The sequence below is a fragment of the Rhodococcus sp. KRD197 genome, from assembly GCF_017168235.1.
Taxonomy (GTDB): Bacteria; Actinomycetota; Actinomycetes; order Mycobacteriales; family Mycobacteriaceae; genus Rhodococcoides.
The window spans coordinates 153595-178128 of the sequence record NZ_JABFAO010000004.1 but is presented as its reverse complement, the minus strand read 5'-3'; the positions used below and the strand labels follow the sequence as shown (position 1 = coordinate 178128).

At 64.9% G+C, this 24534-nt stretch carries 30 protein-coding genes and 1 pseudogene; 5 read left to right on the top strand and 26 right to left on the bottom strand.

Annotated features, from left to right (window positions below; genetic code table 11):
* The first annotated feature begins 169 nt into the window (after window positions 1-169).
* Together J1M86_RS07040 and nhaA are read left to right on the top strand one after the other, a co-directional pair.
* Entirely contained in the window at window positions 170-1228 is a 1059-nt protein-coding gene (locus J1M86_RS07040; RefSeq protein ID WP_307786552.1) for a potassium channel family protein, read from the top strand.
* A 159-nt stretch (window positions 1229-1387) separates the two neighbouring features.
* Window positions 1388-2707, top strand: coding sequence for a Na+/H+ antiporter NhaA (nhaA, locus tag J1M86_RS07035; protein WP_206509330.1), 1320 nt, complete (start codon window positions 1388-1390; stop codon window positions 2705-2707).
* A gap of 188 nt (window positions 2708-2895) precedes the next feature.
* On the opposite strand, the gene J1M86_RS07030 is transcribed toward nhaA, so the two are convergent.
* On the bottom strand, window positions 2896-3363 hold the full coding sequence (locus tag J1M86_RS07030; protein ID WP_241259715.1) for a hypothetical protein: 468 nt from the start codon (window positions 3361-3363) through the stop codon (window positions 2896-2898).
* Window positions 3364-3501: 138 nt separating this feature from the next.
* On the opposite strand from J1M86_RS07030, the gene J1M86_RS07025 reads away from it, so the two are divergent.
* Both J1M86_RS07025 and J1M86_RS07020 read left to right on the top strand, forming a co-directional pair.
* Window positions 3502-3708 carry an inositol 2-dehydrogenase gene (locus tag J1M86_RS07025; protein ID WP_075839198.1) on the top strand — a complete coding sequence of 69 codons (207 nt, stop codon included), beginning with the start codon at window positions 3502-3504 and terminating at the stop codon, window positions 3706-3708.
* A 56-nt stretch (window positions 3709-3764) separates the two neighbouring features.
* Window positions 3765-5729, top strand: coding sequence for an acyl-CoA dehydrogenase (locus tag J1M86_RS07020; RefSeq protein ID WP_075839197.1), 1965 nt, complete (start codon window positions 3765-3767; stop codon window positions 5727-5729).
* 11 nt (window positions 5730-5740) lie between these two features.
* Here J1M86_RS07020 and J1M86_RS07015 read toward each other — a convergent pair whose 3' ends face one another.
* The 15 genes from J1M86_RS07015 to J1M86_RS06945 all read right to left on the bottom strand — a co-directional run bounded on the left by J1M86_RS07015 (window position 5741) and on the right by J1M86_RS06945 (window position 16058).
* Window positions 5741-6907, bottom strand: a complete 1167-nt coding sequence (locus tag J1M86_RS07015; RefSeq protein WP_206509329.1) for a sorbosone dehydrogenase family protein — start codon at window positions 6905-6907, stop codon at window positions 5741-5743.
* 36 nt (window positions 6908-6943) lie between these two features.
* Entirely contained in the window at window positions 6944-7156 is a 213-nt protein-coding gene (locus tag J1M86_RS26250) for a cation transporter (RefSeq protein ID WP_307786551.1), read from the bottom strand.
* Window positions 7157-7182: 26 nt separating this feature from the next.
* On the bottom strand, window positions 7183-7464 hold the full coding sequence (locus J1M86_RS07005; protein ID WP_075839222.1) for a metal-sensitive transcriptional regulator: 282 nt from the start codon (window positions 7462-7464) through the stop codon (window positions 7183-7185).
* A 16-nt stretch (window positions 7465-7480) separates the two neighbouring features.
* Window positions 7481-7720: a hypothetical protein gene (locus tag J1M86_RS07000; protein WP_075839196.1), complete on the bottom strand. Its 240-nt coding sequence runs from the start codon at window positions 7718-7720 to the stop codon at window positions 7481-7483.
* Window positions 7717-8190 carry a hypothetical protein gene (locus tag J1M86_RS06995; protein WP_206509328.1) on the bottom strand — a complete coding sequence of 158 codons (474 nt, stop codon included), beginning with the start codon at window positions 8188-8190 and terminating at the stop codon, window positions 7717-7719. The genes J1M86_RS07000 and J1M86_RS06995 overlap by 4 nt, the downstream gene beginning before the upstream one ends.
* A gap of 203 nt (window positions 8191-8393) precedes the next feature.
* Window positions 8394-8573, bottom strand: a complete 180-nt coding sequence (locus J1M86_RS06990; RefSeq protein ID WP_206510066.1) for a hypothetical protein — start codon at window positions 8571-8573, stop codon at window positions 8394-8396.
* A gap of 76 nt (window positions 8574-8649) precedes the next feature.
* On the bottom strand, window positions 8650-8823 hold the full coding sequence (locus J1M86_RS06985; RefSeq protein WP_206509327.1) for a hypothetical protein: 174 nt from the start codon (window positions 8821-8823) through the stop codon (window positions 8650-8652).
* 108 nt (window positions 8824-8931) lie between these two features.
* Window positions 8932-9537, bottom strand: a complete 606-nt coding sequence (locus tag J1M86_RS06980) for a hypothetical protein (RefSeq protein WP_206509326.1) — start codon at window positions 9535-9537, stop codon at window positions 8932-8934.
* Complete coding sequence (gene hemB, locus J1M86_RS06975; RefSeq protein ID WP_206509325.1) at window positions 9534-10508, bottom strand: porphobilinogen synthase; 975 nt, start codon at window positions 10506-10508, stop codon at window positions 9534-9536. Before hemB ends, J1M86_RS06980 begins: the two co-directional genes overlap by 4 nt.
* Window positions 10509-10581: 73 nt before the next feature.
* Complete coding sequence (locus tag J1M86_RS06970) at window positions 10582-12144, bottom strand: bifunctional uroporphyrinogen-III C-methyltransferase/uroporphyrinogen-III synthase (RefSeq protein ID WP_206509324.1); 1563 nt, start codon at window positions 12142-12144, stop codon at window positions 10582-10584.
* Window positions 12141-12311, bottom strand: a complete 171-nt coding sequence (locus tag J1M86_RS06965) for a hypothetical protein (RefSeq protein WP_206509323.1) — start codon at window positions 12309-12311, stop codon at window positions 12141-12143. Before J1M86_RS06965 ends, J1M86_RS06970 begins: the two co-directional genes overlap by 4 nt.
* Window positions 12304-13308 (bottom strand): hydroxymethylbilane synthase, encoded by a 1005-nt coding sequence (gene hemC, locus J1M86_RS06960; protein WP_206509322.1) that lies wholly within the window; start codon window positions 13306-13308, stop codon window positions 12304-12306. Before hemC ends, J1M86_RS06965 begins: the two co-directional genes overlap by 8 nt.
* Window positions 13305-14687, bottom strand: coding sequence for a glutamyl-tRNA reductase (locus tag J1M86_RS06955; protein ID WP_206509321.1), 1383 nt, complete (start codon window positions 14685-14687; stop codon window positions 13305-13307). The genes hemC and J1M86_RS06955 overlap by 4 nt, the downstream gene beginning before the upstream one ends.
* On the bottom strand, window positions 14684-15622 hold the full coding sequence (locus J1M86_RS06950; protein WP_206509320.1) for a redox-sensing transcriptional repressor Rex: 939 nt from the start codon (window positions 15620-15622) through the stop codon (window positions 14684-14686). Before J1M86_RS06950 ends, J1M86_RS06955 begins: the two co-directional genes overlap by 4 nt.
* 154 nt (window positions 15623-15776) lie before the next feature.
* Window positions 15777-16058, bottom strand: a complete 282-nt coding sequence (locus J1M86_RS06945) for a glutaredoxin family protein (protein ID WP_075839192.1) — start codon at window positions 16056-16058, stop codon at window positions 15777-15779.
* 257 nt (window positions 16059-16315) lie between these two features.
* Here J1M86_RS06945 and J1M86_RS06940 point away from each other — a divergent pair, with 257 nt between their 5' ends.
* Window positions 16316-17245, top strand: a complete 930-nt coding sequence (locus tag J1M86_RS06940) for an HAD family phosphatase (RefSeq protein WP_241259799.1) — start codon at window positions 16316-16318, stop codon at window positions 17243-17245.
* A gap of 20 nt (window positions 17246-17265) precedes the next feature.
* Here the strand turns inward: J1M86_RS06940 and J1M86_RS06935 are convergent, their stop codons facing one another.
* The 10 genes and pseudogenes from J1M86_RS06935 to J1M86_RS26245 all read right to left on the bottom strand — a co-directional run.
* On the bottom strand, window positions 17266-17754 hold the full coding sequence (locus J1M86_RS06935; protein ID WP_075839190.1) for a GNAT family N-acetyltransferase: 489 nt from the start codon (window positions 17752-17754) through the stop codon (window positions 17266-17268).
* A gap of 17 nt (window positions 17755-17771) precedes the next feature.
* Window positions 17772-18878, bottom strand: coding sequence for a lysophospholipid acyltransferase family protein (locus tag J1M86_RS06930; protein ID WP_307786549.1), 1107 nt, complete (start codon window positions 18876-18878; stop codon window positions 17772-17774).
* A complete protein-coding gene (locus tag J1M86_RS06925; RefSeq protein ID WP_307786617.1) occupies window positions 18875-19945 on the bottom strand; it encodes an SDR family oxidoreductase in 1071 nt (356 codons plus the stop codon). The genes J1M86_RS06930 and J1M86_RS06925 overlap by 4 nt, the downstream gene beginning before the upstream one ends.
* Before the next feature lie 241 nt (window positions 19946-20186).
* A complete protein-coding gene (locus tag J1M86_RS06920) occupies window positions 20187-20288 on the bottom strand; it encodes an AURKAIP1/COX24 domain-containing protein (RefSeq protein WP_003402602.1) in 102 nt (33 codons plus the stop codon).
* A 208-nt stretch (window positions 20289-20496) separates the two neighbouring features.
* Entirely contained in the window at window positions 20497-20733 is a 237-nt protein-coding gene (locus J1M86_RS06915; protein WP_075839221.1) for a helix-turn-helix domain-containing protein, read from the bottom strand.
* A 127-nt stretch (window positions 20734-20860) separates the two neighbouring features.
* Complete coding sequence (proC, locus tag J1M86_RS06910) at window positions 20861-21676, bottom strand: pyrroline-5-carboxylate reductase (protein WP_206509317.1); 816 nt, start codon at window positions 21674-21676, stop codon at window positions 20861-20863.
* 32 nt (window positions 21677-21708) lie between these two features.
* On the bottom strand, window positions 21709-22563 hold the full coding sequence (locus J1M86_RS06905; RefSeq protein WP_075839189.1) for a thioesterase family protein: 855 nt from the start codon (window positions 22561-22563) through the stop codon (window positions 21709-21711).
* Complete coding sequence (locus tag J1M86_RS06900; RefSeq protein ID WP_075839188.1) at window positions 22560-23207, bottom strand: MerR family transcriptional regulator; 648 nt, start codon at window positions 23205-23207, stop codon at window positions 22560-22562. The genes J1M86_RS06905 and J1M86_RS06900 overlap by 4 nt, the downstream gene beginning before the upstream one ends.
* A gap of 80 nt (window positions 23208-23287) precedes the next feature.
* Window positions 23288-24136 (bottom strand): sugar phosphate isomerase/epimerase, encoded by an 849-nt coding sequence (locus J1M86_RS06895; protein ID WP_206509316.1) that lies wholly within the window; start codon window positions 24134-24136, stop codon window positions 23288-23290.
* A gap of 4 nt (window positions 24137-24140) precedes the next feature.
* Window positions 24141-24534 (bottom strand): annotated as a pseudogene (locus tag J1M86_RS26245) (hypothetical protein); the annotation flags it as partial.

The following is a 24534-nucleotide window of genomic DNA, read 5'->3' as shown; positions in this document are numbered from 1 at the left end:
TTGTCGCGGAACCGTACGCAGTCGTGCGCGGTAGGGTTCGATCCGGTGTGGCCGGTACCTGCTCGTTCGGTGGCCCCCACCGTGACCCGAACGACGCGAGCCTAGGACGCACTGTGCCCCGTAGCCTCTACCGCACCATCGTCGAGGCGACGCGCAGCCGGATGAGCACGTGAAGCGGTTCGTCCCACGTCGCACGAAAACCGAGCGTGTGGATGTAGCCGCGCTCGTGGCGTCGGCGACGCTGCGCATTCCAGACCCGGCTCTCGGCCCCGCCCGCGCGATCGCCCGACGCATCCTCATGGCTGTCGCCGCCCTGTTCCTCGCGGCCGGCGTCGTGTACCTGGGCAGGTCGGGCTACCGCCATGTCAACGGCACGGAACTGACATTCGTCGACGCGTTCTACTACGCCACCGTGTCGTTGTCGACCACGGGCTACGGCGACATCTCGCCGATCACTCCGAGAGCACGGTTGACCAATATCGTGGTCATCACTCCGCTGCGCGTGGTGTTCCTGGTGCTGCTGGTCGGCACCACCCTGTCTGCACTGACGGAAACATCGCGTCAGATCACCCGCATCAAACGGTGGCGACGGCGGGCATCCGGCCACACGGTCGTCGTCGGGTACGGCACCAAGGGCCGAGCAGCCGTCGACGCGGTGCTGGCCGCAGATCGAAAGGCCAAGGTGGCCGTCGTCGATTCGCATCCCCCTGCGCTCGAGGCGGCGTCCGCGCGCGAGCTGACGACCATTGCAGGTTCGGGTTCTCAACGGGGAGTGTTGGCGGCGGCCGCGGTCGATCGAGCCGAATCGATCATCGTTGCCGTCGACCGCGACGACGCCTGCGTGCTGGTGACCCTGACGGCGCGGCAGCTGGCACCCTCGGCGCGGATCGTCGCCGCGGTCCGTTCGTCTTCCAGCGTCAAGATCTTGAAACAGTGTGGCGCAGATACCGTCGTCGTCTCGCAGGAGACAGCCGGGCGGCTGCTCGGGGTGGCGACGAGTTCACCGACCGTCGTCGAGGCCTTCGAGCACCTGCTTTCTCACGAACGCGGCGCCTTCATCACCGAACGAGCAATCGGTGCGCACGAGCACGGCCGGTCGCCGATCGATTGCGAAAAACACGTGCTCGGCGTGGTGCGCGAGGGAGTGCTTCACCGCCTCGGGCGCTCTACCGACGACCGACTCGCACCGGGCGACCGTCTGTTGTACCTACGTTCCGACCAGGGATAACAACCGTCGCCATCAGCGCGAGGAGAACGAATCGATGATGGTAGGTATGATCATCCACTGGTGCGCCGGGAAGTCTGGTCGGCAACAATTTCGCGCTGCGCATTGTCCTCTAGGGCCTGGCGTAGCACCTCGACCGCAATTTCAGAAAGGCCACAATCCGTGACCGATCCTGCCAGTCCGCGCCGCAGCATTCCGCTGTTTTCACGCGGATCATGGTCCGAAACCGACCGCATTGCAACCATTCTTCGCAAGGAGACAGTCGGCGGGGCATTGCTGCTCCTCGCGACCGTTATTGCCTTGATCTGGGCCAACTCACCGTGGTTCGAGTCCTACAACACGCTGATGGCGACGACAGTCGGACCGTCGGCACTGCACCTCGATCTTTCGCTGTCGACGTGGGCTGCGGACGGTCTACTGGCCATCTTCTTCTTCGTCGTAGGGCTCGAACTGAAACGCGAGTTCGTCGCAGGCGATCTGCGTGACCCCGCGCGAGCGGCCCTGCCGATCGCCGCGGCAGTCGGTGGTATGGCCATCCCAGCGCTCATCTTCGTGCTGGTGAACCTTCGTACCGGCGACGGTGCTCTGATGGGTTGGGCCATCCCTACCGCCACCGACATCGCGTTCGCGGTGGCCGTTCTCGCGGTGATCAGCACCCACCTTCCCGCGTCCCTGCGTACGTTTCTGCTGACGCTGGCGGTGGTCGACGATCTGTTGGCCGTCACCATCATCGCCGTCTTCTACACCGACGAGATCAACTTCGTCGCGCTCGGCTTGACCATCATCCCCCTTGGACTGTTCACACTGGCCGTCCAGAAGCGCATCAGGTCGTGGTGGATCCTCATCCCGCTCGCCGTGATCACGTGGGTTCTGATGCACGAGTCCGGCGTCCACGCCACCGTCGCCGGAGTGCTCCTCGGATTCGCGGTGCCGGTCATGCGCAGCAAGGCTGCCGGCGGTCCCGACGCAGGACCGGGTCTCGCCGAGCACTTCGAGCACAAGGTGCGACCGATATCGGCAGGGATCGCGGTGCCGTTGTTCGCGTTTGCCGCCGCCGGTGTCACAGTCGGTGGATTCTCCGGTCTGATCAGTGCGTTGACCGACCCGATTGCGATCGGCATCATCGCCGGCCTCGTCATCGGCAAGACCATCGGTATATTCGGCACGACCTACCTGGTCTCGAAGTTCACCCGGGCACAACTCGGCGCCGGGCTGAAGTGGCTCGACGTGGTCGGTGTCTCGATGCTCGCCGGTATCGGATTCACGGTGTCCCTGCTCATCGGAGATCTGGCCTTCGGCGAAGGCACTCAGCGCGACGACCACGTCAAGGTAGGCGTTCTGGCCGGCTCGTTGATCGCGGCGACGCTCGCCGCACTGATCCTTCTGAGTCGAAACAAGGCGTACCGCTTGATTCACATCGAAGAAACGCGAGACGACGACCACGACGGCATTCCCGACGTCTACCAGCAGAAGAACGACTGACAGCGAGATACGCCCGAATCCGAATACCGATTCGGGCGTATTGCGTTCTCAGTGCTGCGCGGGGATGTCGATCAGTGCCGACCGATCACCGAGTTGTTCGGGGGGAGATGACGCTCGAGCTCCCGAACCACATGAGCGCTCGGGTACCCAGCTGAGCTTCACCGGGCCCCGGTCGAACGCGCGAGGCGTCAGGGTGCCCGGTGATCACCAGGCAGGCGGTGGGAGTCGGTGCCGCGTCGGTTGTCGTGGGCGTCGTCCGATGCAACCATTTTTTCGGCTGCGTCCTTGTCGACGTCACCGGCGCCGGAGCGCTTCTTGACGTCCGGATCCAACTTGTTGGCGCGCTCGTATTCAGCGTCGAGCTCGTCGCGCGAGCTGGCTGCGTCGCCCATGTGGGTATCGGCTTGCAGGCTGAGCCTACGTGCCTCGGCAGCCTTCGCCTCGGAGTCTGCCTGCGCACGACGAGCTCGCGCAGCACTCTCGTCGGCCAGGGCTTGGCGCTCCTCGACCTCCGGTGTGCGTTCGGCCGCATTCTCGCGGATATGCGCCGCCTCGACGCGTTTGTGTGCCTGCCGCTTGCGTGCGATCGCCAGCGCAACGGCGACGATGAGCAGAACAACCACGACAGCGATAACGATCCATACTGCTGTGTCCATTTCGAGCCCCCAGCCTTTGTAGTCGGATAGCTCGGTTACCCGCCACCGGGTTCCGCAAACGAACCGCTGGAGTTTGCGCCACGAACAAGGCCGCTGGAACATGTTTCAACCGTGTTACCCCTGCATTACACTGGCTGTATGGAGGCACAACACGAACCGGCACGGTACTCCTGGCCCGACGGCTTCCGGGAGCACCTGATCCGCGAATTCGACGGCTTCAGTCCACTCGTCACGCGCGCGCTCGAAGACAACGGCGCATCCCTCTTCCACGACGGCCCCTACGGTCGAAGTACGTTCTGGGCGCGGCTTCGACACTTCGGTCGCGAATACCTCTGGCCCGCCTGAAAGAACCGATCGACGCATGTGACCTCGCAAGATTCTGCGGCAGGTTACCGTCGAGTATGACAACCACAACGGATCACCTCCGCAACACTTTGGATGGCCGCTGGCGTGATGTGAAGAACGAAGCCCGCGCACAACTCGCGCGGGAGGAGTTCCGTCCGCACTACACACCCAACACCGCGATAGCCCGCAGCAAAGCTTTCGAGCAGATGAAGATTCTCGCTCAGCACGGGGCAGCACAGGACGGCTTCAAGAAAGAACACGGCGGCACCGGCGATGTCGGCGCTGCGGTGACGATGATCGAAACGCTCGCCATGTCGGACCTGTCGTTGATGGTCAAGGCAGGCGTGCAATGGGGTCTGTTCGGCGGGGCCATCGAAAATCTCGGCACCGAGCGTCACCACGACGCCTACGTTCGCCCGCTCATCGATTTGGATCTGCTCGGGTGCTTCGCGATGACCGAGACGGGTCACGGCAGCGACGTCCAGGCACTCGAGACAACGGCGACGTTCGATCCGGCGACCGACGAGTTCGTCGTGCACTCACCGACACCGTCCTCGCGCAAGGACTACATCGGCGGCGCAGCCGAAACGGCCACCGTGGCAGTAGTCTTCGCACAGCTCATCACGGCGGGACCGGGCGAGGAGCCGCAGGGCCACGGGGTGCACTGCCTGTTCGTGCCGCTGCGCGACGAGAACGGTGACGACCTGCCAGGCGTGACCACCTCGGACTGCCAGTACAAGGGCGGCCTCCCCGGCGTGGACAACGGCAGAATCATGTTCGATCAGGTCCGCATTCCCCGGGAGAACCTGCTCAACAAGTACGCCGATGTGGCCGCGGACGGCACCTACACATCCCCGATCGAGAATCCGAGCCGCAGGTTCTTCACGATGCTCGGCACCCTCATCCGTGGGCGGGTCACGGTTGGCGGTAGCGCAGCCGCTGCAGCGCGGGTCGCGCTCGACATCGCCACTCGCTATGCGTTGCAGCGTAGGCAGTTCTCGGCGCCGAAGTCCGAGGAAGAAGTGCTCATCATGGACTACTTGGCGCACCAGCGACGACTGTTCCCGCTGATCGCGAAGTCCTACGCACTCCAGTTCGCGCAGAACGAACTCGTCGCGAAACTGCACGAACTGCAGACAACCGACAATCCCGACGCGGAGGAGCAGCGCGAACTCGAATCGCGTGCTGCCGGACTCAAGGCCGCCAACACCTGGCACGCCACGCGCGCGATCCAGGAAGCCCGCGAAGCATGCGGTGGCGCAGGGTATCTCGCCGAAAACAGGCTGATCTCCTTGAAAGCCGACACCGACGTGTTCACCACCTTCGAAGGTGACAACCACGTCCTGACGCAGCTGGTGGCCAAGGAACTTCTCACCGCCTACGCCGACGACATCAAGGGCATGAGCCCTGTCGAGTGGGTGCGATTCGCGGCGGAGTTCGCGGGCGAGCGTGTCATCAAACGCACTGCGGCACAGACGATCATGCAAACCATCCTCGACACCCGCCAGGACAACGAGGAAGAGGGATCACTCTTCAACCGCGGCACCCAGGTCAAGATGTTCGAGGACCGCGAGGACTACTTGTTGGCCACGGTTGCTCGGCGACTGCAGAGCAAGTCGAAGGAGACGAGCGAGTTCGACGCGTTCAACGCCGTGCAGGATCACGTTCTGCACGCCGCGAGCGCACACATCGACCGCATCATTCTGGAGGCGTTCGTCGCGGGTATCTCCTCGTGCGAGAACGACGAGGCGAGAGAGCTTCTCGAGCAGGTATGCGACCTGTACGCGCTGTCGGTGATCGAGGAGGACAAGGCCTGGTTCATCGAACATCGCTATCTCTCGACCGAGCGCTCCAAGGCCGTTACCCGTGGGATCAACGAGCGGTGCCGAACTCTCCGCCCGCACGCCCGCACGATGGTCGACGGCTTCGGTGTGCCGGAGGAACTCCTCGGTGCTGCGATGCTCGGTCATCCGCAGGCCGGGTCCAACGAGGAGTCGGCCTCGAACCCGAGCAAAGCGTAGCGTTGCTCGCGCTATGGGGTGAGGCGAAGGATCTGGTCGGCGCCGTTTCCGTTGTCCGTCGTGAGCAGGATGGACCCATCGTCGGTGGTGGTCAGCGACCGTAACCGGCCGTACGCACCGGTCAGCGCTTCCGCCGACTCGACCACCGCTGTGCCGTCGTCGGACAGCTTCAGCAAGAGCAGCTTCTCGGCCTGTTGGCTGGAGATGACGGCAGCGCCGTTCCAATCTCCCCACCGATCGCCGTCGAGGAACGTCAGTCCTGGTGTGGCGATGGTGGGTGACCCCGAGCTCCACACGGCTTCGATGGCGCCCGGAACACGCTCGGGGTCGGTCATGGGCACGGACTCGTCGTAGATGAGCGGCGTGCGATCGGGCCGCCAGCCGTAGTTGCCCCCGGGAACGAGCAGATTCATTTCGTCGTCGCGAGTCGAACCCTGCTCTACCTCGTAGAGGCGATCGGTGCCGGGTGCAAACGCGAGCCCCTGGACGTTGCGGTGACCGAGGGTGAACACTCGACCCGGCGCGTCGGCAGCCGCCGAACCGTCGGCGTCGACATGCAACACCTTGCCGCCCAACGACGCCGGATCCTGCGGTACAGACGGGTTCGCGGTATCTCCCGTTCCGACGAACAGGGTGCCGTCAGGTGCGGCGAGGATGCGGCACCCGCCGTGGCGGCCGCTGCTCGCGACCGGGATGTCGTCGATGACGGTCTGCATCCGCGTCAACCTCGTCCAGTCCTCGTCCACCGTCCACCGGAAGACGGCGATGCTGTTGCCGCTCTCCCCCTCGCTCCCGGATCCCAGCTCGCCGCCGCTAGTGTCCCCACCCAGCACGCCCTGGCAGGTGTACAGGGCACGCGATTGCGCGAAGTCATGCGCCAGTTCGAGTCCCATCAGTCCGGTCTCGCCCTGGGCATACAGGTCGCTCATGTCGGCCTCGACCTCGGCGACGGTGCCGTCCGCCTTCTTCACCACGAACCGGCCACTGCGTTCACCGGTCAGGATCGCGCCATCGGGCGCCTGCACCACATCCCACGGCTTGCTGAGGCCCTCGGCCTCGACCGTGACCTCGAACTCGGGTGGCGACGCAGTCAACTGAGCGTCCACCCCGGACGAACAGGCGATCGTGAGGCACAGGCAAGAGACGAGGGCGCCGGTACAGGTCGACAGTCTGTTCACGATCACTCCTGGGTCCGTGGCTACGTGAGGCCACCGCTAGCCGACGGCGGACGCCAGCCGATATCCGGCCTCGGCGACCGCTGCCTCCACCGAGGCCTCATCCAACGCGACAGCGCTGCCGACGACGACGCTTCCGGTACCCAAGTCGACCTCCACTTTGTCGACGCCGTCGATCTCCGAGATCTCCTCGGTGACCGAGGCGACGCAGTGCTGGCAGGTCATTCCCTCGACTATGTAGGTCTTGTCCACGATGGAACCCTTCTTGTCCGAGTTGGTCAGGATCGAACGAGTCTCGCGATGGCGTCCGACGCCTCTTTCACCTTCGCATCCGCCTCGGGGCCACCGTGCCTGGCAGCCTCCACGACGCATCCGGCGAGGTGCGCGTCGAGCAACTTGAGCGAGACCGACTGCAGCGCTTTGGTTGCCGCCGAGACTTGAGTCAGGACATCGATGCAGTAGCGATCCTCGGCGACCATGCGCGAGATGCCCGCTACCTGCCCCTCGATACGCCGCAATCGCTTCAGCAGGTCGTCCTGCTCGCTGGTGTAGCTACTCATAGCCACGATCATACCCCTACCCGGTAGGGGAACGACCTAGCACCGTCAGTCGAACGGCATCGACCGTCAACAAGCTCGCGACGAGCAACAAGGCCGTGGCCGCCGCGATCCACGAACCCGAGTACCTGGTGGAGACGAACTCGGGCGGACCGTCGGGCTTCGCCGCGAACACGGTATCGCTGACTCCGGTATTCCAACACACAACCGCCAGCACCAGTAGAACCACAGCGCCGAGCACCTCACCGAGCCGCCTCACGACTTCTCCGCCACGACCTGCTCGAGCGCCTCGCGCAAACCGTCGTCGTCCCTGGCCCAGGCCTGCACGAGAGCGCCGCCGACCAGCCGAAGACCGATGGCATACCGTCGCCGCGGGACGCCGGTGAGCTCACCGAGTACGCGCGCGGTCTCCCACCGCTTCGGCTCGTAGTCACCGTCGGAATAGTCCGCCGGCGGCAGCACCTCCGCGATGTCGACGATGTCGATACTCTCTGTCCCCTGGCGCAGTTGCGTCGGCGTGAGCTCGACGCTGACGTGCTGCCGCGCTGCGGATACCTGCACGTACGTGAATCCCATCAGCAGCAGCGCAAACAGGCTCAGCGCAAAATAGTGCACCACCGGGCCGGTGTACAGCTCGATCACCAACGCCACCAGACAGAAGATCGGGCCCCACGCAAGAGAGCGCCAGCGTCCGCCGGGTTCGTAGAACAACGCATTCGGCTCATCCACGAGAGAACCACTCCCGCACCGAAGGTCGATACACCAGCGCGCATGCCACCAGCGGCACGTACGCGGCGACGACACGCGGTCGGCGCTTCGCCGGGATCGGGGACTTCACTCGTTCATAGTGCCGGGTCGCAAGCAGAGGCAGCGCAGTGGGTTGGAAAGGCAACGGGCTGGAACGGCAACGGGCTGGAACGGCAATGGACCGGTCAGGCGGTGACGACTGCGGGCAGCAGAATGGCAGCAGCGGCAAGCACACCCATGGCAACCACGAGCCCGATCATCAGCAATTCTCGGGTGACGCCGTGTTGGACATGCACAGTCCTGCCCTCGCCGCGATCACGGCGGCCTTTCGGCGGAGTGCCCCGGAATTGTGCGCTCGACTGCATGCGACTCCTCAACGAATCGTCTGTGACGACTGTCACGCTACACGGAGGGTGCGGCGGGCCCAAATGCAGGCGATGCTCACGCCGCGCTGAAGCCGAGGACAATGATGAACAGCGCTACCGACACCGCGGCCAGCAAGCCCAGCAGAGCCCACACCGGTCGACCCGCCTCATCCTCGCCTGCGCCAACGGGCCGCGCGACGCGCTGCGGCGGCGGCGTCGAATGTTGTCCGGTCACCGGTCCAGTAGTCATGGTCTCGATCCGTCCACTCGAAGGCCCCCACCGACAGTGATACTAGTCACATGTTACTGGTGTGACGGGTGTGACACGCGCGAATGTGTACGTCTCATCGGAAACAGGTCAGGGAGTGCGTGACGCCACGAAGTACGTGTTCGATTCCTTGCGGTGCATCAAGTAGATGGCCCCGGCAGCCAGGACACCCTGCAAGATCGCCGCCACACCGGCCAAGACCGAGACCGCGCCACCGTCGACACCGAATGCGAACAGCTGAGGCAATGCCATCACCACTGTGACGGTGCCGATCATCGTCAACACCGTCCTCGCCCACATGCGCCCGTGCCGCATCTTCTCCACCCAGTAGACGAACAACGCCGCGAATCCCACCCCGAGGATGAACATCACCACCAGCGCGCCGATCAGGTAGCTTTCCGCCGTCTCCAGCGTCAAGGACAACGACGCATCCTGGGCGCGCACATCATCGATGAGTTGCTGAGCGAAGACCGACCTCGCCCCACTCACCGCGAGCAGCGTCAGCACCAGCGAAATCACTCCGAGCCCGGCGACACCCCACCACAGATGACGCGCTGTTTCGACATCGACAGGAGCCGGTCGCGGGGGCGGCGGCGCATCGAAGGCCGGCTTTCCGAAGGCATGCGCACTGTGCTCGGCTTCCCACCGCTGCCAGTCGGGCTGATGTTCGTTCCCGGGTTGTCCTGGATTGCTCACAGCCAGCCTGCCGCTTCGCTCGCCCAATAAGTCAGAACCACATCTGCGCCCGCACGCCGGATGCTCGTCAGAGATTCGAGTATCGCCGCGTCGCGATCGATCCACCCATTCTGTGCCGCGGCCGTGATCATCGCGTATTCACCCGAAATCTGATACGCCGCAACGGGCACCGACGAGATCTCCGCTATGTCACGCAGGATGTCGAGGTAGGACATTGCCGGCTTGACCATCACCATGTCCGCGCCCTCGGCCAGATCGAGCTCGACCTCGTGCGCCGCCTCGCGCCGGTTGGCGCAATCCTGCTGATACGTGCGCCGATCCCCCTGCAGCGACGAACCGACTGCTTCACGGAACGGGCCGTAGAAAGCCGAAGCGTACTTCGCGGAGTACGCGAGTTGGCCGACCTCGGTGTGGCCGGCCGCATCCAGGCCGTCGCGAATGGCCGCGACCTGGCCGTCCATCATCCCGCTGGGACCGAGCAGGTGTGCGCCGGCCTCGGCCTGCGAGCACGCCATCTCGACGTATCGCGCGAGGGTGGCATCGTTGTCCACGACACCGGCATCCGTCACGACCCCGCAGTGCCCGTGGTCGGTGAACTCGTCGAGACACGTATCGGACATCAGAACGGTCGAATCACCGAGATCGGCCTTCAACCGCCGCAGGCCTCTGTTGAGGATCCCGTCCGGGTCCGAAGCCAAGCTGCCGTCGGCATCCTTGTCCTCCGGGCGCGGTACACCGAACAGCATCAGTCCACCGACGCCCGCGGCCACCGCCGCCTCCGCCGCCTTGCTCAGCGAATCGAGAGTGTGCTGAACCACGCCGGGCATGGACGAGATCGCGCGGGGCGAGTCGATACCGTCCGCGACGAACATCGGCAGCACCAAATGGCGGGGTTGCAGCGAGGTCTCGGCAACCAGGCGTCGTAGCGCAGGGGTTCGACGAAGTCTGCGCGGGCGGTCTACGGGGAACAACTCAAATGCCTCACTTCGTTCGGCATGTGAGTGGAAATACATAGTCCTCTATGTATTTCCACTCACATGCGCGTCAGCGCCTGCGGGACTTCTTACGCGGCGGAGGCAGAGCACCCTCGGCGCGCAACCGAGCGGCGTGCTCGGCGAGTGCTTCGATGAGCGGGCCCACCTGCGCCGTCTCCGGCTGCACATCCACCCGCAGTCCGAACTCGACAGCAGTCTCAGCGGTCTTGGGACCGATGCACGCGACGAGAGTGCGCGCATGCGGCTTGCCTGCGATCCCGACGAGATTGCGGACAGTCGAGCTCGACGTGAAGCACACCGCGTCGAATCCGCCGGTCTTGATCATCTCGCGGGTCTCGGCAGCGGGCGGCGCGGCACGCACCGTCCGGTAAGCGGTGACGTCGTCGATCTCCCAGCCACGCTCACGCAGACCCTCGGCCAACGTTTCGGTCGCGATATCCGCGCGCGGCAACAGGACCCGGTTGACCGGATCGAACACCTCGTCGTACGGCGGGAAGTCCTCGAGCAGACCCAGCGAGGACTGATCACCCGACGGCAGCAACTCCGGGTTGATGCCGAACGAGCGCACCTTGGCCGCGGTGGCCTCGCCGACGCAAGCGATCTTGACGCCGGAGAACGCACGCGCGTCCAAGCCGAACTCCTCGAACTTCTCCCACACTGCGCGCACAGCGTTGGTGGAGGTGAAGACGACCCACTGGTAGCGGCCGTCCACCAAGCCCTTCACCGAACGTTCCATCTGCGCCGGACTACGGGGCGGCTCGACGGCGATCGTCGGCACCTCGATGGGAATGGCGCCGTGCGTGACGAGACGGTCGCTCATCTCGCCTGCCTGGTCCTTCGTGCGCGGCACGAGAACGGTCCATCCGTAGAGCGCACGAGATTCCCACCACGACATTTTGTTTCGTCCGGAAACAACCTTGCCGACAGTGACGACAAGTGATCCGACCAGCTCGCTTCCCGCGTCGTTCAGTGTCGCGAGAGTTGCCTCGACGGTGCGCTGCTGACGAGTGGTACCGCGGACGGTGATGGCGGCTGGAGTCTGCGGTGCCAACCCGTGCTCGACGAGTGCGCTGGCAGTCTCTGCGAGGTGCCCCGAGGTCGCGTGCAACACCAACGGGCCGGGGGCGGCGGCAAGCGCTGCCCAATCGACCTCGCCGCGCACGTCGGCCTCGGTGTGCCCCGAGCCGAGTGCCATGCCCGCGTAGCTCGGCACCGCCGAGCCCGAAGGCAGACCCGGCAGGACCTCGAACTGCACGTGAGTACGGGCGACGGCGTTGACCTCGGCGATGACGGAATCGGCGGTCAGCGGATCTCCGGAGACGAGCCGTACGACGTCGTGACCGTTCTTGGCTTCGGCGAGGAGCGTCTTGGCCACCTCGGCCGGCTCGCCGAGAGCAGGCCGGACGTCGACTCCGTTCTCCCCGGTCTCCGGGTCGCGAGGCAGGTCGTTGCCGACGAGCGCCACCACACCCTTGTCGACGTCGGGATCGGTGAAGGCCAACTCGGCGGTGCCGAGCACCTCACGCGCCCGAACGGTGAGCAGAGCCGGGTCCCCTGGCCCGGATCCCACGAACAGGATCCGTCCGTTGGCGTTCTTGCGGACTGGGCTCATCGGTTGTTCTCCAGTGCTGTCTTGTGTGGGTAATGCAGTTCGATTTCGGTCGCGGGTCCTCGTTTGGGGATCAACCGCGAGGTAGCGATCTTGCCGCCTTGCACGGGTGGCCGAGAGGCTTTGCGTTTGGCGCGTCCGCGCGTGGGCGCAGTGATCGACCTAGACATGGGTAGCTCTCCCGGTGTTCGCTGAATCGGTAGCTGGTGCGGCAACCGCCGGTTCGGTGATCGCCACGAGGTCGCGAGCACCGAGATCGAGTAGCTCGCGGGCCAGCTCGCGGCCGAGTTCCTCAGCGCCCGAGAGCGGTCCGACGATGGATGCGCGGATCGAGTCGCTGCCGTCGATGGCCGCCACGCATCCGCGCAGCGATATCTCGTCGAAGATCCGTCCGTCCTCGTCGATCGATTCGACGACATCGGCTACCGCGCCTACGGGGGCCGTGCAACCGGCCTCGAGTTCGGCGAGCAATCCACGTTCGGCGGCGACGGCCGCTCGCGCGTTGGCGTCGTCGAGCGTGCGGACCACGTCGATGAGATCGGTGTCGCCCCTGCGGCATTCGATCGCGAGAGCGCCCTGAGCCGGCGCGGGCAGCATCTGCACGGGGTCGAGCGATTCGGTGACGACGTCGAGCCGATCGATGCGCGCCAGACCTGCGCGGGCCACGACCACGGCGTCGAGTTCACCGGAGGCGACCTTGCCGATGCGAGTGTCGAGGTTGCCGCGCAACGGCAGCACGTCGAGTCCTTGACCGAGCGCGCGCAGCTGGGCTATACGCCGGGGAGCGGAAGTGCCGATTCGCGAGCCTGCAGGCAACTCGCCGAGTACAAGACCGTCTCGCGCAACGAGTGCGTCGCGCGGATCTTCTCGCTCGGGAACAGCGGCGATGACGAACCGCGCGTCGGGAGCCGTCGGAAGGTCCTTGTACGAGTGGACGGCGACGTCGACCTTGCCGTCGGTCAGAGCCTCGCGCAGCGCTGCGGTGAACACTCCGACACCGATGGTCTGCACCGGCGCGGCCGACAGGTCACCTGCGGTCTTGACGATGACGAGCTCGGCTTCGAGCCCGGCAGCGATCAACCCACGGCGAACCGTGTCGGCCTGCGTCGTCGCCAACAGCGACCCGCGTGTCCCGATCCGGACAACCTTCTTATCTGTCTCGCTCACTCCGCCTGTCCTTTCCGGACATCGACTCGGCTTGCAGTGAAGTCGTCCACCAGTTCCATTCCGTTGATTTCGATCGGGCTTGCAACCGCCTCGACTGTGCCGGGGCTGAGCTCGAAGAGCTCGCGCAGCGCAGCCGCGTAGGAGTCGCCACCCGGGGTGGTCGCGAGTTGCTTGACGCGCACTGTGGGCGAATGCAGAAGCTTGTCCACCACTCGGCGGACCGTTCGGGCGACCTCGTCGCGCTGCGGTGAATCGAGCCCGGGCAGCCGAGAATCGAGACGCATCAGCTCGCCCTCGACGACCTCCGCCGCGCGCTGACGCAAGGCGGTGACGGTCGGAGTCACCTCGGCGAGACGCTGGCCGGCGAGGTAGCCGGACAACTCCGCGGACACGATCTCGCGGGCCGCCGATGCATCCGAGGACGCCGCACCCGCGGCCGGATCTCGCTGGAGCGACTCCATGTCGAAGACACTGACACCGGGCAGACCGGCGACAGCGGATTCGACGTCACGGGGCAAACCGAGATCGCAGATTGCGAGCGGCCGACCCATCTCACGCTGCGCGAGCGCGGTGTGAGCATCCGCCAGCGACACGACGGCACCGACAGCGCCCGTGCAGGTGACGAGGACGTCAGCGTCGGACAGAGCCACGGCCAGCTCGTCGAAATCGGTCACCGTCGCATCGACACCCGCCGACATCGCGGTCTCCGCCAGGTGTTGCGCCCGCTCACGAGTGCGGTTGACGACGATCAAGCGGCCGATACCGGCGCGGCCGAGGTGCGCGACGGACAGTCCGCCCATCGCACCAGCGCCGAGCACGACCGCAGTTCGGCCACCGAGACTGCCGTCGAACAGGGCAGCAGCACGGTCGAGGGCAACGGACACCACGGATGCACCAGCGGAGTCGATACCCGTCTCGGAGTGAACACGCTTGCCGACGCGCAGCGCCTGCTGCGCGAGCTCGTGCAGAACGCGGCCCGACGCCTGCCGGGTGTCCGACGCGGCGTAGGCGGCTCGGATCTGTCCGAGGATCTGCTGTTCACCGATCACCATCGAATCGAGACCGCTGGCCACGGCGAACAGATGCTCGACTGCGGCCTCGCTGTAGCGCACGTACGCATGCTTGGTCAGTTCTGGAACCTGCAGACCCGAATGCTCCGACAGGATCTCGCCGACGGAGGCGAGCGCGCCGTGGAAAGCGTCGACCACCGCGTACACCTCGACGCGGTTACAGGTGGAGACCACCATGACCTCGGAAATGTTGCCGCTGGCCATCAGCTTGTCGGTCAGCTTGGGGCGATCGGTGTCGGTGATCGCGACACGTTCGAGGACAGCGACGGGAGCGCTACGATGCGAAATCCCGACGAGGAGGACACTCACGGTGCAATCACCGATCCGTTTCTGGTCGAACCACCGACGGTCGAACTACCGGCAGTCGAGCTACTGATAGGCGGGCTGATGGTGGTTCCGGCACCAACTCCGGTGCCGGGCATCGACCCCGGCGTCACTCGCGGCCCTCGACTGCGGCCCAACCGAGCGGGTCCGGTTCGCGGTGAGGGTGGTGCGCTCTCGTCACCGGCTGCGCTACGGCCGCTAGCTTCGTTGCGCGAGCTGTTGAAAGAGAGAACCTGCATCTCGACGGCTAGGTCCACGCGGCGTACCTCTACCCGATCCGGCACGTCCAGAGTCACCGGAGAAAAGCTGAGGATGCATTCGACCCCGCCCGCAACGAATTCGGCCGCTACGGCTTGCGCGGCTTCGTCCGGGGTGGCGATGACGCCGATCGTCGCTTCCAGTTCGCGGCAGGCGAGTGCGAGTGAGTCGACGTGTTGGACCAAGAGACCGTCGATGTCGAGGCCCACCCGGTCCGGATTACGGTCGAACAACCCCACCATCGAGAATCCGCGACGCCCGAATCCGCCGTACCGAGCCAGCGCCTCACCGAGGTTGCCGACGCCGACGAGCACTACTTTGTGTCCGCGGTCCAGTCCCAGAGCACTCTCGATCTTCGCGCGCAGACGCATCACGTCGTATCCGACACCACGCACGCCATTGGGTCCGAGGAAAGACAGATCCTTACGGAGTTTGGCCGAACCGACACCGGCCGCGTTGGCCAGTTCCTCACTGGAGACGATCAGAACTCCGTCGTCGGCGAGTATTCCGAGCACCCGCAGGTAAGTCGCCAAACGCGTCACCGTAGCCTGTGGAATGACTCGTTCGGGGCTGCCGGAGCGGCTGAAATCCGCTGCACGGGCGATGCCAGGTGACCGTTCGACACCAACCGGCACGGCCGGGCGCTCTTCGGTCACGTTCATGGCTCCTCGTCCGAGCGGCTGCGATGCCGGTCTTCACGCTGATCCGTCGGTTGGTCATAACTGCTTTGGTTCCACCACGGTAACTGCTTGTGAACGAATGAACAAAGTCACTGCACGCGTGCTAGAGGGCCTCTCACCTGCGCAGCGAGAGCAATCACACGTTCTTCGGCCCCCTCCGGGCGGCCAGGTCGACCCGGAGCCGAGCTTCGTCGACCTCCCAATAGCTGTGTTCGCGGCCGTCCACGAGCACCACCGGAACGCGGTCACCGTACTCTGCGCGCAGGTCAGGGGTCGTACGGGCAGCCTCGTCGACATCGACGGACGTCGGTGTCAGGCCGAACTCCGCGCACACCGCCTTCAACCGGTCGAACTCGACGACACATGTATGGCAGCCCGCGCGGGTGAGAAGAACCACGGAAGGTTCGGCAATTTCCATGACCCCACTGTCGCACCCCGGCAGATATGACGAAGGTCACAGGCGGGGGTGCGGTCCAGCCCTCTCCTGGTCGCGAGCAACTTGCCTTCGCGCCACCTGCAAGGGCGGCGAACGTCCAGGGACTAGGGTTGGGCCAGTGCTCGAGCATGGAGGTGCGCGTGATGAGCGACGGGGGTTCCGAGACACCTGTCGTCGGTGAATCCGACGAGTCCGCAAAGACGGTGGATCTGCCGATTTCGGACGTTCCCGACGAGGACATGGTCGACACCGTCGACCCGATCGCCGACAAGCAGCGCAAGCGTCGCCTGCGCAACCCGTTCGGACCGACCGACGCGCAGGTCCGCGCCAACGTCGCCGGCGAGGCCAGTGCCGACGCCGCCATCGCGCTCCACGCCGAGAGCGGAAGCGCGGTTCCGCTCGATCTGACAGCCGCCGCTTTCTTCGACGTGGACAACACTATGGTGCAGGGCGCGTCCATCATCCACTTCGCCCGCGGCCTGGCCGCCCGCAAGTACTTCACCAGCGGCGACCTCGCGCAATTCGCATGGCAACAGGTCAAGTTCCGAGTCAGTGGCAAGGAGAGCAGCGAGGACGTCGCCAGCGGACGCGAGAAAGCACTCTCCTTCATCAAGGGCAGGCCGACCGCGGAGCTCCGATCACTCGGCGAAGAGATCTACGACGAATTGATCGCCGACAAGATCTGGCCCGGCACAGCGGCTTTGGCGCAGATGCATCTCGACGCCGGACAGCAGGTGTGGCTCGTGACGGCGACTCCACTGGAACTGGCACAGATCATCGCCGACCGCCTCGGACTCACCGGAGCCCTCGGTACCGTCGCCGAGAGCAAGGACGGAATATTCACCGGACTACTCGTCGGCGATATCCTGCACGGCCTGGGCAAGGCACACGCCGTCCGGACGCTTGCCGTCAGGGAAGGTCTCAACCTCAAGCGGTGCACCGCCTACTCGGACAGCCACAACGACGTGCCGATGCTTTCGCTGGTGGGCACGGCCGTGGCCGTCAACCCCGACGCGGATCTGCGTGAACTCGCCAAGAACCGCGGCTGGGAAATCCGCGACTTCCGCACCGGCCGAAAGGCAGCCAAGATCGGCGTGCCCACGGCATTGGCTCTCGGGGCAGTCGGCGGCGGGCTCGCAGCTGTGTTGGGTCGGCGCCGGGCTTCCTGACCACCGGAGCTTCTCGCGAGTCAGAGGGTGCGTTGCATCAGCGTCAGGTCGAGCCAGCGGCCGAATTTGATACCCACCTCGGGCATCTGACCGACGGTGACGAATCCGAGTTTCTCGTGCAGCGCAATGGACGTGGTGTTGCGTGATTCGATGACACCGACGAGCGCATGGATGCCCGCAGACCTCGCACGCTCGATCAACTCCGTCAGCAACGCGCTGGCGATGCCACGTCGGTGAAATCCCGGGGCGACATACACCGAATGCTCGACGGTGAGCCGGTAGCCGCTTTTCGGACGCCATTGCGCGTACGAGGCGTATCCCGCGACGTGGCCGTCGACCACTGCCGTCAACACAGGATTGCCGGCGCGTAGGCGTCCGTTCAGCCACTCCATCCGTTCGTCGAGGCCGACCTCGGTCTCGTCCCAGATCGCCGTCGTGTTCCTGATGGCGTCGTTGTGGATGTCGAGGATCGCAGGCAGGTCCTCGGTGACGGTGTCTCGAATCAGCACCGTCGCCAGGTTACCTCTCAGCCGAGAAAGACGTTGCGGCGCTTGGCCAACAGTCGGTACAGGGTGTGCTGGATGGTTTCGCGCACATGGTCGGTGAGCTCGAACAGCACCATCGGATCCTCGGATGCCTGCGCATCGTAGGAGTCGGTATGGATGGGTTTGCCGAACTCGATGTACCACTTCGACGGGAGCGGGATCAGGCCGAGCGGACCGAGATGCGGGAAGAACGGCGTCACCGGGAAGTAGGGCATCCCCATCAACCTGGCGAGCGGGGTGATGTCGCCGATCTTCGGGTAGATCTCCTCGGAGCCGACGATGGAGCACGGAATGATGGGCGCGCCGGTCTTCAAGGCCGCGGACACGAAGCCGCCACGGCCGAACCGCTGCAGCTTGTATCTCTCACTGAACGGTTTACCGATCCCCTTGAATCCCTCCGGGAACACCGCAGCGAGTTCGCCCATCCGCAGTAGACGCTCGGCATCAGGGTTGCAGGCCAGCGTGTGCCCGGCTTTGCGCGCGATGGTACCGACGCCGGGCATCTCGAATGCCATGTCGGCGGCCAACATTCGAAGTGGACGATTCGCCGGATGGTGATCGCGGACAGCGACCGACGTCATCAGTGCGTCGACGGGTATCACTCCCGCATGATTGGCGACGACGAGTGCGCCGCCGTCGTTCGGGATGTTCTCGACACCTTTGACTTCGACCCTGAACCACGTGTCGAACAGCGGGCGAAGCAGCGGCAGCCACACCGCGTCGGCGAAGTGCGGGTCGTAGCCGAACTCGTCGACGGTGTAGTCGCCGGCAAGTCTGCGTCGGAGAAACTCCGCCGTGCCGGCGATCTGCTCGACGATCTTGGCCTTGACCGCATCGACCTGGGAGGGATCTGCCGACGCAGGCGACGCAGTGACCTCCGAAGCCGTCCCCGTCGGCGGGATCAGCTGCGTCGGCTCCGCGAACGAGGACGGATGCCTACTGCGGCTCGCGTCCGCGTTGCTCCGGTCGTCACCGTTCTGGTGGGAACGCTTCTGGTCGGAACGCTTGTGGTCGGCAGCCTTGCGGTCGGGACGGGGGCGACCGGAACCGGTGCCGTGCAAGGGAATCACCTTCGCCACCTCGTTCACCTCTTCCATCCTGATGTCGCAGCGGATGCGAGTCCTGCGGTCGCGTCGACAGCCGAGAGCAAACGGCTCTCCACCGAGTCGATCCACTCGGTGCGAAGCACCGGGCGAAGCGCAGCTCCGCGCACGAAGTCGTCGAAGGCCTGAACGGTGGTCCATCGGGGTTCGAACCCGAGATCCGATTTCATACGTGTGGTGTCCAGGCCGCAGCCGAAGTGGAAGTAGTCCAACTGTTCGGTGGTGAACTCGCGCATCATCCCGCCCATCAACGCTCTGCCGACGCTCTTGAACAGGGCGAACGGGACCGGTACTTCGATACGTCCTGCTCTGCGGATAGCCTGGGACAGCATGACGGTGCCGTCGGCGCCGACGTTGAACGTGCCCGCGGGCCCGCTGACGGTTGCCCGCTCGAGCGCGGCGAGCGCATCCTCCTCGTGCAGCAACTGCATGCGGGCGTCGCGGCCCACGATGCTGGGGATCAACGGAGACGTCATGTAGCGAGAAATCGTCCCGTTGAGCCGCGGCCCGATCAGGGGCGCCATGCGCAGAATCGAGACAGCGATGTCCGGTCGACGACGTCCCATGCCGCGGATATAGCCCTCGATGTCGATGGTGTCGCGTGCGAAAGCTCCCGACGGTGGGCGTCGGGCACTCATTTCCTCGGTGAACTTGACCGGATCCTTGGCGCTGCATCCGTACACCGACGACGAGGACCGCAGCACCACCTTGCGCACCGTGGGCGCCTTCTGGCACACCGCGAACAGCTGCATCGCACCGATGACGTTGAGATCCTTCATCGTGGCGCGGCCACCGGACCTCGGCGGCTTGGTGATGGTGGCAGCGTGCACGACAGTGTCGACGCCTGCATTTCTGATGACCTTGCCGATCAGGGGATTGCGGATGTCTGCACGAACGAATTCTGCTCGGCCCATGCGGCGCAGGAGATCCTTGCTCGGTGAACAGGAGTCCACAGCGATGACCCGTTCGATGGCCGGGTTCTGAGCCAAACGGGTAACGAGGTAGCCGCCCAAAAAGCGGCTGGCTCCCGTCACCAGGACGACTTGAGGCACCGCCACGCCCCGCTCGTTCGAGTTCACTCACACCCCCGTAGATGGCCGCAAACTGCAGCTTACTGGAATACCACCGAGATGCGAGCGGACTCGAAAAGGCACTCTGTGCAGGAAGGATATGTGCGTATACAAGACCACAGATACATCTGGTCGCAGAGACACGAAAAGTCCGTCACCACTAAGGGTGACGGACTTTTCGAAATGGCACGGTGGCCGAAACGGCCCTACCGGCCGAGTAGCTCTATTTGCCGAGTTTCCTGCGCTGGACCCTCGTGCGACGAAGCAGCTTGCGGTGCTTCTTCTTCGACATGCGCTTGCGACGCTTCTTGATCACTGAACCCATAGCGGGTGTTCCTCACGTTCTTCTCTAGCGTTTTCGCGCACGCGAAGTTGCGTACGCCTACCTGGCAGCCTCGCACTTCGCTCGACTCGAACGCCGACGACGACGTTCGAGCACGCCTGATGTTCGGCACGACGAAGTACCACCCTACCGGGGCGGACAGCGATCCACGAAACCGGCTCGACTTCGCTCGTCGTTATCTGTGCGCTACTCAGCCCGCGTCGAAGTACGAGGTCTCGAGGTAGTCGTGCACAGCCTTGGCGTGTACACGAAACGATCGACCCACTCGTACCGCGGGCAATTCTCCGCTGTGCACCAGGCGGTACACAGTCATCTTGGACACCCTCATCAGCGATGCCACTTCGGCCACTGTGAGGAATTGCGTTCCAGCTATCGCTGGCTGACCGTCCGGGGACGAACCCTTGGACGACTTGTTTGCAGGCGCCATCAATCCACTTACCTCCGGCACGTCTCGCGCGGCAGGCTTCCCCTCCTGCCGAACAGACACGCACGTGCTACCTATGAGCTTAGCGGGACCAATGGGGTTACTGCGACGGGTGTAGGCAATTGAATTTTTATTCTGCTGTGACGCCCATCTCAGTAGACCGGGCCTTCGCGGCATCCAAAGCATCGAAAAACGCTGTTCGGAGCCCGTTTTGTTCCAGTTTTCGGACCGCAGCGGCGGTGGTCCCACCCGGGGACGTCACGGCATACCGAAGCTCGGTCGGAGTCTCATCGGAGCGATCCATCATCACGCCGGAGCCGATCATTGTCTGCACGACGAGCGCAGAGGCGATATCGCGCCTGAGCCCGAGCGCAACACCGGCGTCGATCATGGCCTCCGCGACGAGGAAGAAATAGGCCGGCCCCGAACCCGAGACCGCGGTAACCGCGTCGAGCTGATGCTCCTTCACCGTCACCACCTTGCCGACCGAAGACAGAATCGTCCGCACGAGTTCGATGTGTTCGGCCTTGGCGTACTTCCCGGGCGCTAGAACGCTGACGCCCTCGCCCACGAGCATCGGGGTGTTCGGCATGACCCGGACCACGGGGAAGCCCGCGGGCAGCTTCGGCTCGAACTTCGACGTCGGAACACCCGCGGCGAGGGACACGATCAGCTGCTCCTGCTCTCCGTCCAGGTCGATCTTGGCAATTTCGGTGACAACGGAATCGACATCGCTGGGCTTGACTGCCACGACGATGACATCGGCGTTCTCTGCTGCATCCGCGATGCTCGCCGTCAGGATTCCGAAGGTCGACGCCAACTCGGCGGCGCGCGACTGGTACTTCTCGGCCACCACCAGGTCGCGCACGGCATGTCCCGATTCGAGCAGTCCGGCGATGAGCGCCTCGCCGATTCGTCCGCCTCCGATTACAGCAATTCTCGTCATGCGCCCAAGCCTAGATGTGGCTCCGGCTGGCGCTACCTCGGCACCATCGCCAGCTGTCGACTCTGCACGACGACCGCTCCGGTCGAGTCGAGGACAAGATGGTCCTCCTCGAACCAGGTGTCGCCGATGAGCGTGCTGCTGGCCGCGACACGAAGCCAGCCGGGAGCAGGCAGCTTGCGTAGATAGGTCGTCAACTGCACCGTCGGTGCCCACCCGAACATGCCGCGGTTCATCGTCACCGGCGCCGAGATGTCGCCCGTCATCAGCGCGAAGTACACGGCGGTATCCGGATCGGCGGAATCCCCGGCGTACGGGCGCACCCACATCCGCACCTCGAGTTCGCCGTGGCGGCCCGACAGGAAGTGCGCGGACGATGGATCGATTCTCATGTCGCAGCCCTGGGAGACGTGCACGACCGACGCCATCGGATGGTCGCCGCCGATCACGTGGGCGTCGGCGGGCGGTTCCGCGGGCATGGATGCAAGCGAGGAGGCAACCTCGTGCCGCGGGGCCTCGACATCCGGCCGTCCGAGAGTGACCACGGCCCGGACTGCGACGCGCTCCCCCTGGGTCATTTCGACATCGACGTGCGAGACCCGCTTGCCCCGCTTGCGGACGATGGCGGTCAGCGCCACTTCACCTGGGTCGGGCGCATTGAGGTAGGTGACGCTGACTGCGAGAGGCTGTACTGCGGCGTCTGATGCAGCGTCGCCGGCGCCTTCACCGAGTTGTGCTTTCGCGGCTGCAGCGCAGACGGCGAGCATGGTCCCACCGTGCACCTTGGATCCGATGGTCCAGGTGGAGCCGATGACGGCTGAATAGGAGCCTTCCAGCTCGGTTCGCTCGACCGTCTGCACTGTCGTGGCGGCGCGGAAGGGGCTGGTCATTGCTCGTGCCTTTCGTCGACCTCGTCATGAGGGTGGTCGTGGGGGTGATTGGAAGGAGATGCGATGTCCTGGTGGGCCAGGCGTCGCAACGCGGTGATGATCGGCTCGTAGATGGCCGTGCCGAGGACGGCGTACGGGACGGCGTCCTCGACGCTCGCAGGCATCAGCGCGAGGTCGTATTCGGCGATACCGCGGATGTGTCGCCCGTACACCTCGAGCCGCTCGTCCGTCATGGGGATACCCACATCCTCTGCCGCCCGGAGAGCTCGCTCGAGTTGTGCCACCGCGACGAACCGCGGGTCGAACACCTGACCGAGCTTGTCGAGCGCCGCTTCTGCCCGCGGGAACTCCGCCGACGTCGCCTCGTCGAGGTAGGGCGGCAGCGCTGCGATGGCGCGGCCCAGAGACTCGAACAGCGAGCATTCGGGGTGCTCGATCAGCGCGAGCACGGTTCGAATGCGGTCGATCGGCAGACCGGCTCCTGCGAGCGCCTTGATCAGCGCCAGTCGTTCGAGGTGCGCGTCGCCGTAGCTCGCCTGCGTCGCGCTGGTGGCTACGCCGGGCATGAGCAGACCCTCGCGTAGGTAGTACTTGACGGTCGCGAGAGGAACGCCGGATTCGGCAACGAGCTCGGATACGCGCATGCAAGCCCCCTGACGGCCAAATTGGATAGCGAAGGTATCCGAAAGACTTTAGCGCATCGAAGAACGTGCCCCGCCAGGCGTCAGTTCAAATACTCCCGAGCGAAAGCCAGAGCCTGCCCGAGCATCGACGCGCGCTCGGCGAGCGTGCGCGCGTTCTGAGTGTTGATCTCGACCACTGCTTGCCCGGTGAATCCACGTCGCTTCAGCTCCGTACACACCTCGGCGCACGGCTGATTTCCGTGGCCGGGTATGAGGTGCTCGTCCACCGACGCTCCCCTACCGTCCGCGAGATGCAGGTGGGCCAACCCGTCGCCCATGCGGTTCATCATCTCCACCGCATCCGAACCCGCGGTTGCGGTGTGCGAGAGGTCGAGCGTGTAGTGGGCGTGACCGGAATCGGTCGGGTCGTAGGACGGCGCGAAAGCGGACACTGCCGCACCCGGGCCGCCTCGTTTGCGCAACCTCGCCGCCGACCCCTCCTTTCGCCCGAAGAATCGGTCGGCGCGCATGGGGAACATGTTCTCGACGGCCACGACGACATCCGACCGGTCCTCGAGCTCCGCTACCTGCTCGCCGAAGCCTTCGGCGTACTTCTTCTGCCACCGAAACGGTGGATGAATGACGACAGTGCCCGCACCGAGCTTCTCGGCCGCCTGCACCGACCGTTCGAGCTTCGCGGCCGGATCGGCACCCCACACTCGCTGCGAGATCAGCAGACAGGGCGCATGGATGGCCTGGACCGGAACACCGAACTTGCGCGCCATCGCGGCGACTGCGACGACATCCTGACTGACCGACTCCGCCCACACCATCAACTCGACACCGTCGTATCCGAGTTCTGCGGCGTAGCGAAAAGCGGCCTCGGTGTTCTGCGGATATACCGAGGCCGTGGACAGCCCTACCGCAACGCGACCATCCTTGTTCGCCACCCGATCAGCCTGTGCTCAACTGGAACGCCAACGGCCCCAGGGTGACGAACACGCCGACGACGATCGCAATCACCATGCTGAACATGTCGTCGGTCCGACGCAGAATTCGCACCATTGCAACCAGCCCGACGATCACCAGGACGGCCAGAATCAACGCGACCCAAGGCAGCATGTCCCAGAGTCGCTCGAAACCCTTGAAGAGCAGCGCGCCCACGACAACCGCGATCACACCCTGGCCCAGCAGCGCGAGCCACTGCTTGACGGCATCCTTCCTGCCCGCCCGGCTACCGTCCGATTTCTCCGCTTCCGGTTCGGCTTCGGGATCCGTGACGGCTTCGACAACGGCAGTGGCGTCGTCAGCGGTCTTGTCCTCGCTGTCGCTTTCGGGGGCGGGGGCG

Excerpts from the sequence above, each read along its gene's own strand:
- J1M86_RS07030 (WP_241259715.1), bottom strand. The coding sequence starts at position 3,363 with ATGGACACAGCAGTATGGATCGTTATCGCTGTCGTGGTTGTTCTGCTC.
- J1M86_RS07025 (WP_075839198.1), top strand. The coding sequence starts at position 3,502 with ATGGAGGCACAACACGAACCGGCACGGTACTCCTGGCCCGACGGCTTC.
- J1M86_RS07020 (WP_075839197.1), top strand. The coding sequence starts at position 3,765 with ATGACAACCACAACGGATCACCTCCGCAACACTTTGGATGGCCGCTGG.
- J1M86_RS07005 (WP_075839222.1), bottom strand. The coding sequence starts at position 7,464 with ATGAGTAGCTACACCAGCGAGCAGGACGACCTGCTGAAGCGATTGCGG.
- J1M86_RS06990 (WP_206510066.1), bottom strand. The coding sequence starts at position 8,573 with ATGCAGTCGAGCGCACAATTCCGGGGCACTCCGCCGAAAGGCCGCCGT.
- J1M86_RS06985 (WP_206509327.1), bottom strand. The coding sequence starts at position 8,823 with ATGACTACTGGACCGGTGACCGGACAACATTCGACGCCGCCGCCGCAG.
- J1M86_RS06970 (WP_206509324.1), bottom strand. The coding sequence starts at position 12,144 with ATGAGCCCAGTCCGCAAGAACGCCAACGGACGGATCCTGTTCGTGGGA.
- J1M86_RS06965 (WP_206509323.1), bottom strand. The coding sequence starts at position 12,311 with ATGTCTAGGTCGATCACTGCGCCCACGCGCGGACGCGCCAAACGCAAA.
- J1M86_RS06950 (WP_206509320.1), bottom strand. The coding sequence starts at position 15,622 with ATGAACGTGACCGAAGAGCGCCCGGCCGTGCCGGTTGGTGTCGAACGG.
- J1M86_RS06945 (WP_075839192.1), bottom strand. The coding sequence starts at position 16,058 with ATGGAAATTGCCGAACCTTCCGTGGTTCTTCTCACCCGCGCGGGCTGC.
- J1M86_RS06940 (WP_241259799.1), top strand. The coding sequence starts at position 16,316 with ATGGTCGACACCGTCGACCCGATCGCCGACAAGCAGCGCAAGCGTCGC.
- J1M86_RS06920 (WP_003402602.1), bottom strand. The coding sequence starts at position 20,288 with ATGGGTTCAGTGATCAAGAAGCGTCGCAAGCGCATGTCGAAGAAGAAG.
- J1M86_RS06915 (WP_075839221.1), bottom strand. The coding sequence starts at position 20,733 with ATGGCGCCTGCAAACAAGTCGTCCAAGGGTTCGTCCCCGGACGGTCAG.
- proC (WP_206509317.1), bottom strand. The coding sequence starts at position 21,676 with ATGACGAGAATTGCTGTAATCGGAGGCGGACGAATCGGCGAGGCGCTC.
- J1M86_RS06905 (WP_075839189.1), bottom strand. The coding sequence starts at position 22,563 with ATGACCAGCCCCTTCCGCGCCGCCACGACAGTGCAGACGGTCGAGCGA.
- J1M86_RS06900 (WP_075839188.1), bottom strand. The coding sequence starts at position 23,207 with ATGCGCGTATCCGAGCTCGTTGCCGAATCCGGCGTTCCTCTCGCGACC.